The organism is Azospirillum agricola (genome assembly GCF_020005195.1).
Lineage (GTDB): Bacteria > Pseudomonadota > Alphaproteobacteria > Azospirillales > Azospirillaceae > Azospirillum > Azospirillum agricola.
Genome location: NZ_JAIFZR010000002.1, coordinates 943,285 through 957,175 on the forward strand (window position 1 = coordinate 943,285; position 13,891 = coordinate 957,175).

Here is a 13,891-nt window from a genome sequence, read left to right on the forward strand (position 1 = left end):
ATTCCACGTGCGGTCGCCTCGAACGGGGATGACGACGTGGCGCATCCGACCAGGGCGCGCCTGGCTGACAGCGACGGCCGACCGCCTTTCATGGAGGAGAACACGCATGGGTGCCATCGCATTTGTCGGGCTCGGCAACATGGGCGGTCCGATGGCGGCAAATTTCGTGGCGAAGGGGCAGACGGTGAAGGGCTTCGACCTTTCGGCCGCCGCCTGCCAAGCTGCCGAAGCCGCCGGCGCCGTCATCGCGGCGTCTCCGGAGGCTGCGGTGGAGGGTGTCGACATCGTGGTGACGATGCTTCCCTCCGGGCAGCATGTGCTTGACGTATGGGGGCGGCTCCTGCCTATGGCGGGCCCCGGCACGCTGTTCATCGATTCGTCGACCATCGATGTGCAAAGCGCCCGGCAAGCGCATTCCTTGGCGGAGCGGCATGGCATGGTCGCCTTGGATGCCCCGGTATCCGGAGGCGTGTCGGGTGCACGCGGGGCAACCCTGACTTTCATGGTCGGCGGGACCGAGAGCGCGTTTGCCCTGGGCCGACCGATCCTCGAGCAGGTCGGCAAGCGCATCGTTCACTGCGGAGACGCAGGTGCCGGGCAGGCCACGAAGATCTGCAACAACATGATCACCGGCGTCTCGATGATCGCGGTGTCCGAAGCCTTCGTTCTGGCCGAACGTCTCGGCATCGCTCCGAAGGCGTTGTTCGATGTGGCCTCAACCTCCTCGGGGCAATGCTGGGCGCTCTCCAACTACTGTCCTGTTCCCGGCCTGGTGCCCAGCTCCCCGGCCAGCAACGGGTATAAGCCGGGCTTCGCCGCCTCGCTGATGCTCAAGGATCTGCGTTTGGCGAAGGAGGCCGCCCTGGCCGCGAACGCGACGACCCCGCTCGGCTTTGCCGCCGTCGATGTCTACTCCCTGTTTGCGGAGAACGGGCATGGGGGTGACGATTCCTCGGCGATTGTGCGCTACCTGCGTGACGAGGCCCACGCTGGCGCCACCGATTGAAGTGTGGCAAAGTATATGATGCTGTGCGCATCCGCATATCGCCCAGCTTGGTCCAAACCAGCGTGTTCCAACGGTTTCCAAGAATGAGAGTGTGAGGTTGCATGCCGGCCGGTCCAGACGACATCTCTCTCAGCCGTCCAAGCCAGTTGCGGGCCTGGCTGGAGAACGAGATTTCGGAAGGCCATTTCCGCCCGGGAGACCGGCTCGACGAACAGGAACTCTGCAAGAGGTTCGGGGTCTCCCGCACGCCGGTGCGCGAGGCCCTTCTCCAGCTCGCGTCGCTCGGTCTCGTCATTTTCCGGCCCCGCCAGGGCGCCGAGATCACGCGCCTGTCGGTCAAGCAGATCGCCGCCATGCTCGAGGTGCTTGCGAAACTCGAAGGATATTGCGCGCAGCTCGCCGCCAGGCGCATGACCCGGGACGAGCAGGACAGGCTTCGCTCCATCCTTCTGTCCTTCCTGCCGATGGTCGAGGCGAAGGACGTCGCCGGTTACGACGAGGCGAACCACGAGTTCCACGAGGCGATCTACGCCGGCGCCAGGAACGAGTTCCTGGCAAGCCAGGTGCGGGACATCCGGCGCCGTTTGCGGATGTACCGCCGCAATCCCTTCCAGCGGCCCGGCGGCATGGAACGATCCTACGCCGGCCATCATCGTGTGGCCGAGGCGATCGTGGCCGGGGACGATGCGGGTGCCGAGGCGGCGATGCACGAGCATGTGATCGGTGCCGTTGGGCTGATGGATTTCCTGGCGGAGCTTCCGGACGATCCGGGCCAGCCCTCCCAACCCTCCGATTCCAACGGTTCCTCCGTCGTTGAAGCGCCGCGCAGGGAACGGGGCGGCGCCCGGAAAACGACGACGCGCAAGAGCGGGCCACGCCGCAAGTCCGCCGTTGCGAGCTGAAACGCGGCGTTTTTGCCCCCCTGACGTGACGGTGGATTGAAGACATCCGCCTGGATGCTTTCGCGACCCTCCGGGCCGGCCGCGCCGTCTGCCGGGACACGGGCCCAAAATCCTGGCCCGCTCTCCGATCCATGCGAAGCAAGATTATAAAAATATTTAAATCGCTTATCTACATACATATGGCTTGACGGGGCGGCTGACTGTTCGCAAGATCAATCAACGGATCGCGCACGCCGCCAACTTTCCATGGCAGCCGGCCAGGGCGACGGCGATCGCCGCCCACCCAACCGGGCGGTCAGACGGCGATGCGCGGCAAGGGCGCGTGCGGGACGCCGACACATCCGACACCCCAACACATCCAGCGCATTCAGCAAGCGAGGTCACGGTGGATCAAGCGTCATTTCCGCTTACAGGCATGAGAGTGCTGGATTTGAGTCGGGCCCTGTCGGGGCCGTTCTGCGGGCTGATCCTGGGTGACTTGGGAGCCGACGTCATCAAGGTCGAGGCGATTCCCGACGGCGACATGATCCGGGCGTGGGGACCGTTCGACCGTGACGAGAGCGTGTATTACCTCTGCGGAAACCGAAACAAGCGCGACATCGGCATCAATTTCCGCTGCGAGGAAGGGCGGCGCCTGCTGCGCGAGATGGCGCTGCGCTGCGACGTGATCATCGAGAATTTCCGTCCCGGCACCCTCGCCCAGATGGGGCTGGAGCCCGCCGGCCTGCGAGCGGAAAAGCCCGAGCTGATCATCGCCAGCCTGAGCGGCTTCGGCAGCGACGGGCCGCTCGCCTCCCGGCCGGGCTTCGATCAGATCGCCCAGGGCTACGCCGGCTTCATGAGCTTCACCGGCACGCCGGAAACCGGTCCCACGCGCGTCGGCGTGGCCATCGGGGACATGACGTCGGGCATGTGGCTGGCGATCGGCGTGCTGGCCGCTTGGGCGCAAAGGCAGCAGACCGGGGTGGGACGTGTCATCGAGACCTCGCTGCTGTCCAGTCTGGTCAGCCTGTTGAGCGTGCAGGGCCAGCGCTACCTCAACCTGGGCGAGGTCGCGGTGCCCACCGGCAACGTGCATCCGGTGATCGCTCCCTACGGCGTGTTCCGCGCGCAGGACGGCAACCTGAACATCGGCGCCGCCACGCAGGACATGTGGCTCAGCCTGTGCGACGTCATCGGCCTCGCCGGTCTGAAGGATGACGAACGCTTCACCGACAACGCCGGCCGCATGGCCCATCGGGAAGAGCTGCGGCTCATCATCGAGGAGCGTCTGGCGACGAGGACCCGTGCGGACTGGACGGAACGGCTGGTCGAGGCGGGAATTCCCGCCGGCCCGATCAACAGGATCGACGATGTCGTCGCCGATGCCCAGGTCGCGCATCTCGACCTGATCGAGTCCTTCGAGCATCCGACGCTCGGGCCGATGCGACAGATTTCCAGCCCGCTGCGGATGGATGGCCACGACGGCCGCTGGATCAGGAAACCTCCGCCCGTGCTTGGGCAGCACAGCCGGGCGATCCTCACGGATCTCGGCTTCTCCGCCGACGAGATCGCCCATTGGGAGGAGACGCGCGTCGTCTACCAGAATCCGCACGGATCGAATTATCGGGACGGCCGGGAAAAGGTCGCCTGACCCGCCTGTTCGCCTTTTCAATCGGTTGGAGCGTTCAAATGACCGGAGCGGTCCTCACGGCGGTAACGGGCCACCGCGCGACGGTGACGTTGGAGAATGCCGGAAAGCTCAACGCCATGTCCCTAGCCATGTGGGCGGAACTCGAGGCAAGCGTCACGCGCCTGGGCCGCGACGAGGCCTTGCGGTGCATCGTCATCCGTGGGCAGGGGGACGCGGCCTTCTCCGCCGGCGCCGACATATCGGAATTCGCCGACGTGCGGTCGACCTTCGATCAGGTCGTCGAGTTCCACGAAAACCATGTCTTGAAATGCCTGCAAGCGCTTGCGGAATGTCCGGTTCCCACGGTGGCGGCCATTCAGGGGGCCTGCTTCGGGGGAGGGCTGGAGATCGCGGCGGTGTGCGACATCCGTCTGGCCCACGAGGCCGCGCGGTTCGGGGCGCCGGTCGGACGGCTTGGCTTTCCGCTGGCCATTGCGGAGACCCAGGCGCTGTTCAGGCTGGTCGGGCCGGCGACTCTCGCCGAAATGCTGATACAGGGCGCCGTGTATGATGCCCCGCGCGCTTACGAGAAGGGGTTGCTGACCCGGGTTGCGCCGGCCGGGGAGTTCGAAGCCGCCCTTGAGGCGGCGGTCGACGGCATCGCGCGCAGCGGGATCGGGGCGGCACGGTCGCACAAGCAGCAGATCCGCCGCCTCATGACCGATCCCTCGCCGGTCACCAGGGAAGAACGCCTTCGACATTATGCCTTCGCCGAAACGGACGAATACCGGGAAGGCGTGCGCAGGTTCCTGGCACGAACCGAAGCCTGACCGCGCAATCGCATCAATCGATAATCTCAACCGAAAAACGGGAGGAACCATGCGTCTGTCTAGCCTTCTGCTCTCCACGGCGCTTTGCCTCGGGGCCACCGCGGCCCTCGCCCAAGCGCCCCAGGATGTCTTCCGCATCGGTGTGCTCGGTGACCATTCCGGACCTTACGCGGATTTCAGCGGCCCCGGCGCGGTCGTCGCGGCGAAATTCGCCGTCGAGGATTTCGGTGGTACCGTTCTGGGCAAACGCATCGAGATCCTGTCGGCCGACCATCAGAACAAGGCGGACACCGCCTCCAACAAGGCGCGGCAATGGATCGACGTCGACGGTGTCCACGCGATCGCCGACATGACCAATTCCGCGGCGGCACTGTCCGTGCAGGCCTTGACCAAGGAGCGCGGCATCGTCGCCCTGGCGTCCGGCCCCGCCACCACCCGCCTGACGAACGAGGACTGCTCGCCGACGGGCTTTCATTGGGTCATGGACACCTACTCGCAATCGATCGGCAGCGCCCGGGCGGTGGTCCAGGAGGGTGGTAAGAATTGGTTTCTGGTGACCGCCGACTACGCGTTCGGTCACCAGATGGCCGCGGATCTCCGGAAGGAGATCACCGCGAACGGAGGCAAGATCGTCGGCGAGGTCCGGCATCCGACGAACGCCAATGACTTCTCCTCCTATCTCCTGCAAGCGCAGTCGTCCGGCGCGCAGATCGTCGGACTCGCGAATGGCGGTTCGGACACGATCAACTCCGTCAAGCAGGCCGCCGAGTTTGGAATAACCGATGCGGGGCAGAAGCTGGTCGGCCTTGTTCTGATGATCAGCGATGTCCACGCGATGGGACTCAGCAACGCCAAGGGGCTGATCGCCACAACCGCCTATTATTGGGATCGCGATGACGGGAGCCGGGCTTTTGCCAAGCGGTACGAGCAGACGATGAAGCGGATGCCCACCCAGGTTCACGCGGGCATCTACTCCTCCGTGCTCCATTATCTGAAAGCGGTTCATGCCGCCGGAACGGACAAGGGAACGGTCGTTGCCGAAAAGATGCGCGAACTGCCGGTAGACGACTTCTTCGCCCATCATGCCAGAATCCGGGCGGATGGGCGCGTCGTCCACGACATGTATCTGGTCGAGGTGAAGCGTCCCGAGGATTCGAAGGGGCCATGGGATTATTACAAGGTGCTTCGGACCATCCCTGCCGAGCAGGCGGTTATTCCTCTCTCGGAAAGCAAATGTTATATGGTCAAGATGTGAATCGGCCTGGGGCTCTGATGCCGATCGGCACGGAAGCGCGTTGATAATAATGGAAACTGTGGGATTTCAGCCAGGTGCTGTTTCACAGGCCGGCACAGCGCCGATCCGGATCCCCACAGATCCTACACCACGCGTGGGGATGTGACCTCAAGATCGCTGATCAGCTGTACCACTGGACCCGCTGCGGGGCGACAAGTAACGCTGAGCTGATGTGGTGGGCGGTCCTTCCACCACATCAGCGGACACCATTGTTCCGTGGAGTGCTTCACACGGCGATGATCGCGTCGATTTCGACCTGGGCGCCTTTCGGAAGGGCCGAAACTTCATAGCAGGCACGGGCCGGCTTATGCGTGGAAAATACTTTCGCATATTCGTCGTTCAGGGCGGAGAAGGTGGACAGGTCGGTGACCAGAATGGTGACTTTTAGGGATTTGGCGATGTCCGTGCCGGCGGCCTCGGCAATCGCGGCGATGTTGGCAAGGCATTGGGCCATCTGTTCTTTCGGGTCTTCCGATACAAAAGCCCCGGTTGCCGGAACGATGGGAAGCTGGCCCGAAACAAACAGCAGATCGCCGTGGCGCATGGCTTGACAATAGGGGCCGATGGCAGCCGGGGCGGAGTCGGTATGAATGGGGGGCACGGTCTGTCTCCTTATGGCTCGTTATGGCTCGGGGCCGGGGAAGTGAGATCAGCCATCGCCGTGACGGATCAGGGATTCGGCGAAAGCGACGAGCTGGTCGACTTCCGCCTCGGTGTTGAAGTAGTGCGGGGCCGCCCGAACCAGCGTGGGCAGATGCCGGCGTTCGGCGTCCAGGCGGGTGCTTTCCGGCGACGAGGTGCTGATGACGATGCCATGGGCCGCAGCTCCGGCGACGATGTTCCGCGGGTCCACGGCATCGGAGCTGAAGCTGACGATGGCACTGGGGCACTCGCCCAGGTCATGAGTCCGGAAGCCGGGCACGTTTGCCAAGCCATCTCGAAGCCGCTGCGCCAACCCGCGGCAGCGGCGCCAGATGCGGTCGATGCCGATTTCCATTGCATAATCGGCTGCCTCGCCCATGCCGAGCCGAGCCATGTGATTGCTTTCCCAGCTTTCGTAGCGCCGGGCGTCGTCGCGCAGCTCATAGCGGTTGCGCTCCACCCACCGGGCGCCGATGTGATCGATGAAGGGGGGCTCGCACCGATCCAGCATCGCGCGGCGGACATACAGGAAGCCCGCGCCACGCGGTCCCCGCAGGAACTTGCGCGACGTCGCGGCCAGAAAGTCGCAGCCGAGCGTCTGGACGTCGACCGGCATCTGACCGACCGCCTGGCAGGCATCCAGCAGATAGGGAATGCCATGCGCGCGGGCGATCCGCCCGACGGCCGCCGCCGGGTTGTTCAACCCGCCGTTGGTCGGCACCCAGGTCAACGAAATCAGGCGAACCTTCGGATCGATCATCCGCTCAAGCGCCGTCAGATCGACGATGCCTTGCTCATCCGACGGACACACGCGGATGACGACTCCCCGGCGCCGCTGCATCTGGAGCAGGGTCACATAATTGGCGCCGTATTCGGCCTCGGCGGTGATGATCACATCGCCGGGGGTGAAGTCGAGGGAATGGAACGCCAGCTGCCACGCGACCGTGGCGTTCTCGACGAGAGCGATCTCGCAGGGTGCTGCGTTGACCAACCGGGCAATCGACCCATACACACGCTCCAGCCGCTCCTCGGAAGCCGCGAAGGCACCGTATCCGCCCAGCCGGGCTTCCAGGTCCAGGTAGTCGTGCATCCGCTCGATCACGGGGCGTGGCATCAGCGACGCGCCGCAACTCAAGAGGAACGTTTGTCCGGCGAGCCCCGGCGTCTCGGCACGGAGCGCGTCCAGTTCCTCGTCTTGGATGTCGGCAGGCAAAGGGGAGGCGCCGGCCGGACGCAGATCGTTTCCGGTCATGGTCATTGGACTGCTTTGTAACGGCCGCCGGGGAAAGGCGCCGCCCCTCCCCAGTGGTCTTGAATGTGTGCTGCACCCGCCCGTGGGCGGACTTAACGAACCTCGGCCCAGATGTGCTCCCGGACCACGGCGTCCTTCAGCGTGACGCCGTAACCCGGCCCGTCCGGAATTTGCAGGGCGCCGTTCTTCAGACGGGTCTCGAAGGGTTCGGTCGCCACTTCGATCCAGCCGGGAACGCGGGCCCAGTAGGGGAAGTGTTCCTGAACGTAGAAGTTCGGAATCACCGCGCTGAGATGGGTGGCGATGCTGGCCGCAACGGAACTGCCGCAGACATGGGGTTGCACCTTGACACCGTAGGCGTCGGCCATGGCGGCAATCTTATGGGCTTCGGCGAACCCGCCGGTGTTGCCGATGTCCGGCTGCAGGATGCCGACGGCCCGACGCTCCAACAGATCGCGGAAGCCATACCGCAGGTATTGCCGCTCGCCGGTGGCGATTGGAATATTCGTCTTGGCGGCGACCTGCTCCAGCGCACCCAGGTCCCCCGGATCGCTGATTTCCTCGATGAAAGCGATATCCAGCTCTTCCAGGCCATGGACGAAGCGGATGGTATCGCTCACCGAAAAACCACCGGCCAGATCGAGCATGAGCGTGACATCGGCGCCCACGGTGCGCCGGACCTGCGCGACGATATCCAGCGCGGCGTTTACCGCTTCGCGGTCATCCGCGTAGCGGTTGACCGTGTGCCGAAGGGTCCCGTTGGGCTGAATCCGCGCCAAGGGGTACATTTTCAGGGCCTTGTGCCCGTCCTTCACGGCCGCCTCCGCTTGCCGCAACAGATCGCCAACGGAGGTCGCGCCGAAGTACCAGCCATTGGCGTAGTAGGCGAGCGTGTCACGCATCCGTCCGCCGAACAGTTCGTGGACTGGAACGTTCAGCGCCCGTGCCCGAATGTCCCACAGAGCCTGCTCGATGGCACTGAGGCCAGCTCCGGCAACGCCCCCCGGATTCTTCAGCCAGAATGACTGATCGTACATCTCGCCGACCAAGCTGTTGATGCGGGTCGGATCGGCGCCGATCACGAACCGTGCGCACAGATCCTGGATCATGCCCGCGGCGCCGGTCCGGCCGCAGCCATAAGCCGTGGCGACCTCGCCGAGGCCGGATATTCCCTCATCCGTATCAAGTTTGACGATGACGGGTTTGAGGCCCTCGCTGTTGATGGCGTAGATCGTGGCTTTGGTGATCTTCATGATGAAGGTGTCCGGTGAATGGGATGGAATAAAGGCTCAGGCGCCGAGTTCATCGCGCAGGGACCGGTGGAGCGCGGAAGCCTCCTCCAGCCATCCGAGGCGCAGTGCGGCGACCGAGGAGCGCAGCAGCCGGGTGTAGGGATGACGGGGAGCCCCGAGGACCTGCGCCGTGGGGCCTTGTTCGACGACTTCGCCGTTGCGCAGGACCATGATCTTGTCCGACATCGCAGCCACTGCGGAAAGGTCGTGGCTGATGAACAGGATGCCGATGTTCAACTCGCGCTTGAGTTCGTCGATCAGGTCGAGGACCGATGCCGCGACGATGTTGTCGAGCGCCGAGGTGATTTCGTCGCAGATCAGCACGTCCGGCCGGGCGGCGAGAGAGCGGGCCAGGTTGACGCGCTGCTTTTCACCGCCGGACATCTGGCTCGGCTTGCGGTCCACGTAGTCGGCGGGCAGATGGACCTGTTCCAGAAGATCGCGTATCCGCTCGGCGCGGCGCTCCTTGGAGTGTTCTCCGAAGAACGTCAACACCTGTCCGAGGATGCGGCCCACGGTGTGGTGGCGGTTCAGGGAGGTGTCGGCCGACTGGAAGGTGATCTGGACGGCCCGGCGCATGGGGAGGGGACGCTTGAGCACATCCCGTTCCATCGGCCGCCCGCTGACCAGGACTTCGCCCTGGCTGGGTTGGACCAAGCCGGCGATGGCGCGGGCCATGGTGCTCTTGCCGGACCCGGACTCGCCGACCACCGCCATCATCTCGCCGCCGTTCAGGGTCAGCGACGCACCGCTGAGTGCCTTTACCGCAAAGCTGCCGGTGCCGTAGCACACGGCCAGATCGCGAACCTCCAGAAGCGGCGTCCGGTCGGTCCGGTCGGACGGAGGCACCGCTGTCGCGCTGGCGGCGGCGACGGTTTCCGCCGTGGTCCCGGATTCGGCATCGAAACCGCGATGCATCTCCAGGAGCCGCCGCGTGTACGGATGTTCGGGATGATGGAGGATCCGCTCGACCGTGCCGCGCTCGACCACCTCGCCGTTGCGCATCACCAGGATGTGGGTGGCGACCTGGACCACCTGGGCGATATCGTGGCCAACCAGGATGGCGGCGGTCCCGCTGGCGTGAATCCCCGTGTCCAGGGCCTTCAACACCTCAACCTGAGTGGTGGCGTCAAGGGCGCTGGTCGGTTCGTCACAGACCAGAATCTCGGGCATTTCATGCAGGCCCATGGCGATCATGAACCGCTGCAGTTGCCCGCCGGAAACCTCATGCGGGAATCGATTGTAAAAGGCTTCGCCGGTGGGCAGGTCAAGAGTCCGATAGACCTCCCGTGCCCGGGCGTGGGCCGCGTCGGGGGACATGGTGTGATGGATGCGGCTGCTTTCCGTGACTTGGCGGTCCAGCCGGATGCGCGGGTTGAAGGAGACCGCGGCGCTCTGGGCGATGTAGGCCAGCTTGCGGCCACGCAGGCGCGCCAGTGCCCGCCGGCTCATCCGCAGCAGATCCTGGCCTCGGAAGAGCACCTGTCCGGAGACGTGGCGGACGCCCGGCCGCATGTGCCCCAGGGCGGTCAGCGCCAGGGTCGTTTTCCCGGACCCGGATGCCCCGATGAGCGCCAGGATCTGGCCATTTTCCAGGGTCAATGAGACGTCCCGCAGAATGGGTTTCCCGCTGTCCGCGGACAGGTTCAGATTCTGGATATGGAGAAGCGTCATGCCCCGCCTCCCTTCTTTTCACGTTCCTGTAGGCCGTCGACGAACAGGTTCAACAGGACGGAGACGACTGCGATGGAGAGAGCCGGATAGATCGGTGCCCAGGAACCGATCTGCAGGCCGTCCAGATTTTCGCGGACCAGTCCGCCCCAGTCCGCCATCGGCGGCTGCACGCCAAGACCGAGAAAGCTCAGGCCGCTCATGAAGAGGATCGCAAAGCTCAGGCGCAGGGCGAAATCGGCGGTCAATGGCATGACCACATGCGGCAGCATCTCGCCGAACAGAAGCCACCGATTGCCCTCGCCGCGGGCACGGGCCACGGTGATAAAGTCCTGAGCGATCAGATCTTGCCCAAGCGCACGGGAGATCCGGAACACACCGGCGGCATAGACCACGGCTGTCAGCACCACGATGGCGACGAGGGACGGGCCGGTCACGGCGAGCACGACGAGACCGGCAATGATCTTGGGAACGGACAGAACCACGTCGACGATACGGCTGACGACCGCATCGAACCATCCGCCGCGCAACGCCGCCAGCAAACCCAGCGTGTCGCCGATCAGGTGGGCGAGAATGGTGCTGAGCAAGGCCATGCCAAGGGTGACGCGGGCCGAGCCGAGCAGTCGTGCCAGCAGATCGCGGCCGAGGAAGTCGGTGCCCAACCAATACTCGTCGGACGGCGGAACGAAGCCGTCGCTGCTCAAAAAGGCGTCGGGGTCGTGCAGCGGCAACAGCGGTGCCGCCAGAACGACGAAGGCGACCAGCAGCAGGAGGGCGACGACGACCGACAGCAGCGTGGGCCGGAACAGGCTTTTGAACAGGGTGGGTGTCTGGTGCGGGATCATGAGGGAGCCCCCGGTTCCTTGCGGCTGTCGAACAGCTTGGCGATGATATCGGCGACCATGATCAGGCCGATGTAGGCGGCCGAGAAAATCATTGCGCAGGCTTGGACCACCGGCAGGTCGCGCGCCTGAACCGAATCCGCCATGAGCCGGGCGAGGCCGGGGAAAGCGAAGATGGTTTCGACGATCACGACGCCACTGATGAGGTAGGCGACATTCATCGCGATGATGTTGATCAGCGGGCCGACGGCGTTTCGCAGGGCGTGGACCATGATCACGCGGACCGATCCGGCGCCTTTCAGCCGGGCCGTCTCGACATAAGGCTGCGTTAGGATGTTGCCGACCACGGCGCGGGTCATCCGGGCGAGCTGCGCGGTGACGATGATGGTCATGGTGGCCAACGGCAACAGCATGGACTTGATCTGGGTCAGGACGCCCGTGCCGGGTGTCACGTAAGAGATCGCCGGTAGCCAACGCAGATGAATTGAGAAGACGAGCACACCCAGCGTGGCGACCAGGAATTCCGGCGTCGCGCACAGGCCGACGATGACGATGGTCCCGACCCGGTCCAGACGGGTGCCCTTGTGGACAGCCAGGACCATGCCGATCAGCAAGGCCAGAGGAACCGAGACCAACGTGGTCAGCCCGGCCAGCGTCAACGTGTTGGACAGGCGTTCGGACAACATCACGCTGACGGGTTGGCGGGAGGTCATCGAAACGCCCCAGTCGCCATGAAATATGCCCCACAGCCAAGCCAGGTAGCGAACCGGTGCGGGCTGATCCAATCCCAGTTCGGCCCGCAACGCCGCCACATTCTCGGGGCTGGCCGACTGTCCGAGCATGATTTGCGCCACATCGCCGGGCAACATCTCGCAGCCGACGAAAATGAGCAGGGAGATGACCAGCAGCAGGACGAAGCCTGCTGCCAGCCGCTTGACGATGAATCTGATCACGGCGAGTCCTGGTGCTTACGAAAGCCAGACCTGATCGGAGAACCGGAAGCCGGAGAAGTTTCCGATCTGATTGGGTGTAAGCCCCTGAACGCGGCTTGAAACACCGTCGAGATAGCTCAGGAAGACCGGCATCGTCACCGCACCGCAGTTGTGCAGGATCTCCTGGATCTCATGGTACATGGCGATCCGCTTGTCCACATCCAGAGTGGCCCGAACGCCGTCGATGAGAGAGTCCAGGCGCGGGTTGCCGTAGTGGGAGAAGTTCCACTGCGAGCCGCTCTTCCAGGTCACGTTGAGCAGCAGATGCGGCGTCGGACGAGGGAAGAAGTTGGTTGCGAAGAAGCGGCGCTTGCCGGCGACGGCGGTCCAGTAGCTTTCCGACGGCTCGCGCCGCAAGGTCAGGTTGAGGCCTGCCTGGGCGGCGGAGCGCTGCAGAAGCTGGGCGATCTCGACGCTGTAGACCACGCCGTCGCTGACCGAGAGTTCGAGCGGGGTCCGCCCGATTCCCGATTTCTTCAGGTAATGCTTGGCTTTGTCGAGGTCCAGTCCGCGCTGTGGCAGGTTGGCGTTGTAGTAGGGGCTCATCTTGCCGACCGGATGGTCATTGGCGACGGAGCCGTGGCCCTTGAGCACGGTTTCGACGATCTTCGAGCGGTCGAACATGTTGGCGATGGCCAACCCGAGGTTCGGGTCGAAGTTGGTCGCGGCGTCGAATTGATAGCCGGCGTAGCGGGTGCTCGGCGTCTCGAAGATCTTCGTGGACGGGTTCGCCGCGACTTGATCGATGCCCGCGCCTTTGATGTCCGCGGCCATGTCGACGTCGCCGGACAGCAAGGCGCTGACCCGTGCGTTGGCATCGGTAATCGAGATCATCTCGATCTCGTCCAGGTAAGGCTGACCGTCCTTCCAGAAATTGGTGTTGCGGGTCAGCACGGTGCGAATGCCGGGCTGGAACTCCGCCATGACGAAGGGGCCCGTGCCGATCGGCTTGGAAAAGTCCTCCGTGCCGTCCTTCACCACGCAGAACTGCAGCAGGCCGAGCAGAACGGGCAACTCGACGTCCGCCTCAGCCAGGCGTACCAGAATGGTATCGTCACCTTCCGTGGTCACCGCGGCGATGTTGGCCACCAGGGGCTTTGCCGACGAAGCCTTGGCTTCATTCTTGTGGCGCATGATGGAGAACGCTATGTCCTGAAGCGACAGGGGCCGGCCATCGCTGAATTCCACGCCCTTGCGGATCTTGAAGCGCCATTCGGTGGCCGACGGGTTGGCTTCCCAGGACAAGGCAAGTTCCGGTTGCGCCTGGCCGGAGCCATCGACGCGGGTCAGCGTGTTGAAGACAGCGGACCCGCGGATGTAGTCGTTGGCGTTGGTGAAACGCGCACTGTCGAAGGTGTCGTTGGTGCTCTGCTGGGCAAGGGCCAGCCGGACACGGCCGCCCTTCTTCGGCGCCATCGCGGAGGGGTTGTTCGCTGTCCCGGCCGCTTGGGCGATGAGGGGGATCCCCCCGAGCATGGCCGTTCCCAGAGTGGTCCCGAACAAGGTGTGGAAATCACGCCGGCTGATTTTTGAAAAAGTCATTCTCTGTTCTCCCT

Annotated in this window: 12 protein-coding genes; 5 read left to right on the top strand and 7 right to left on the bottom strand. The window is 64.3% G+C overall.

The window, feature by feature from the left end:
- Positions 1-106: 106 nt before the first annotated feature.
- From mmsB to JN22_RS07145, 5 genes are all read left to right on the top strand, one after another.
- A complete protein-coding gene (gene mmsB / locus JN22_RS07125) occupies positions 107-1,006 on the top strand; it encodes a 3-hydroxyisobutyrate dehydrogenase (protein WP_085553218.1) in 900 nt (299 codons plus the stop codon).
- 146 nt (positions 1,007-1,152) lie between these two features.
- Positions 1,153-1,908 carry a GntR family transcriptional regulator gene (locus JN22_RS07130; protein WP_179166065.1) on the top strand — a complete coding sequence of 252 codons (756 nt, stop codon included), beginning with the start codon at positions 1,153-1,155 and terminating at the stop codon, positions 1,906-1,908.
- A 415-nt stretch (positions 1,909-2,323) separates the two neighbouring features.
- Positions 2,324-3,541 (top strand): CaiB/BaiF CoA transferase family protein, encoded by a 1,218-nt coding sequence (locus tag JN22_RS07135; RefSeq protein WP_085553220.1) that lies wholly within the window; start codon positions 2,324-2,326, stop codon positions 3,539-3,541.
- A 38-nt stretch (positions 3,542-3,579) separates the two neighbouring features.
- The gene (locus JN22_RS07140) at positions 3,580-4,350 is read left to right on the top strand and encodes an enoyl-CoA hydratase/isomerase family protein (RefSeq protein ID WP_085553221.1); all 771 of its coding nucleotides are present in this window, start codon (positions 3,580-3,582) and stop codon (positions 4,348-4,350) included.
- A gap of 49 nt (positions 4,351-4,399) precedes the next feature.
- The gene (locus tag JN22_RS07145; RefSeq protein WP_085553222.1) at positions 4,400-5,605 is read left to right on the top strand and encodes an ABC transporter substrate-binding protein; all 1,206 of its coding nucleotides are present in this window, start codon (positions 4,400-4,402) and stop codon (positions 5,603-5,605) included.
- 265 nt (positions 5,606-5,870) lie between these two features.
- Here the strand turns inward: JN22_RS07145 and JN22_RS07150 are convergent, their stop codons facing one another.
- The 7 genes from JN22_RS07150 to JN22_RS07180 form a co-directional block, all read right to left on the bottom strand.
- Positions 5,871-6,245, bottom strand: a complete 375-nt coding sequence (locus JN22_RS07150; RefSeq protein WP_085553223.1) for a Rid family detoxifying hydrolase — start codon at positions 6,243-6,245, stop codon at positions 5,871-5,873.
- Between the two features lie 48 nt (positions 6,246-6,293).
- Positions 6,294-7,538, bottom strand: a complete 1,245-nt coding sequence (locus tag JN22_RS07155; protein WP_143268172.1) for an aminotransferase class V-fold PLP-dependent enzyme — start codon at positions 7,536-7,538, stop codon at positions 6,294-6,296.
- Positions 7,539-7,630: 92 nt separating this feature from the next.
- Positions 7,631-8,791, bottom strand: a complete 1,161-nt coding sequence (locus JN22_RS07160; protein WP_085553224.1) for a mandelate racemase/muconate lactonizing enzyme family protein — start codon at positions 8,789-8,791, stop codon at positions 7,631-7,633.
- Positions 8,792-8,827: 36 nt separating this feature from the next.
- Positions 8,828-10,504, bottom strand: a complete 1,677-nt coding sequence (locus tag JN22_RS07165) for an ABC transporter ATP-binding protein (protein ID WP_085553225.1) — start codon at positions 10,502-10,504, stop codon at positions 8,828-8,830.
- The gene (locus JN22_RS07170; protein ID WP_085553226.1) at positions 10,501-11,346 is read right to left on the bottom strand and encodes an ABC transporter permease; all 846 of its coding nucleotides are present in this window, start codon (positions 11,344-11,346) and stop codon (positions 10,501-10,503) included. Before JN22_RS07170 ends, JN22_RS07165 begins: the two co-directional genes overlap by 4 nt.
- Positions 11,343-12,296, bottom strand: coding sequence for an ABC transporter permease (locus JN22_RS35175; protein ID WP_085553227.1), 954 nt, complete (start codon positions 12,294-12,296; stop codon positions 11,343-11,345). The genes JN22_RS07170 and JN22_RS35175 overlap by 4 nt, the downstream gene beginning before the upstream one ends.
- 15 nt (positions 12,297-12,311) lie before the next feature.
- Entirely contained in the window at positions 12,312-13,877 is a 1,566-nt protein-coding gene (locus JN22_RS07180) for an ABC transporter substrate-binding protein (protein ID WP_085553228.1), read from the bottom strand.
- Positions 13,878-13,891: the final 14 nt, after the last annotated feature.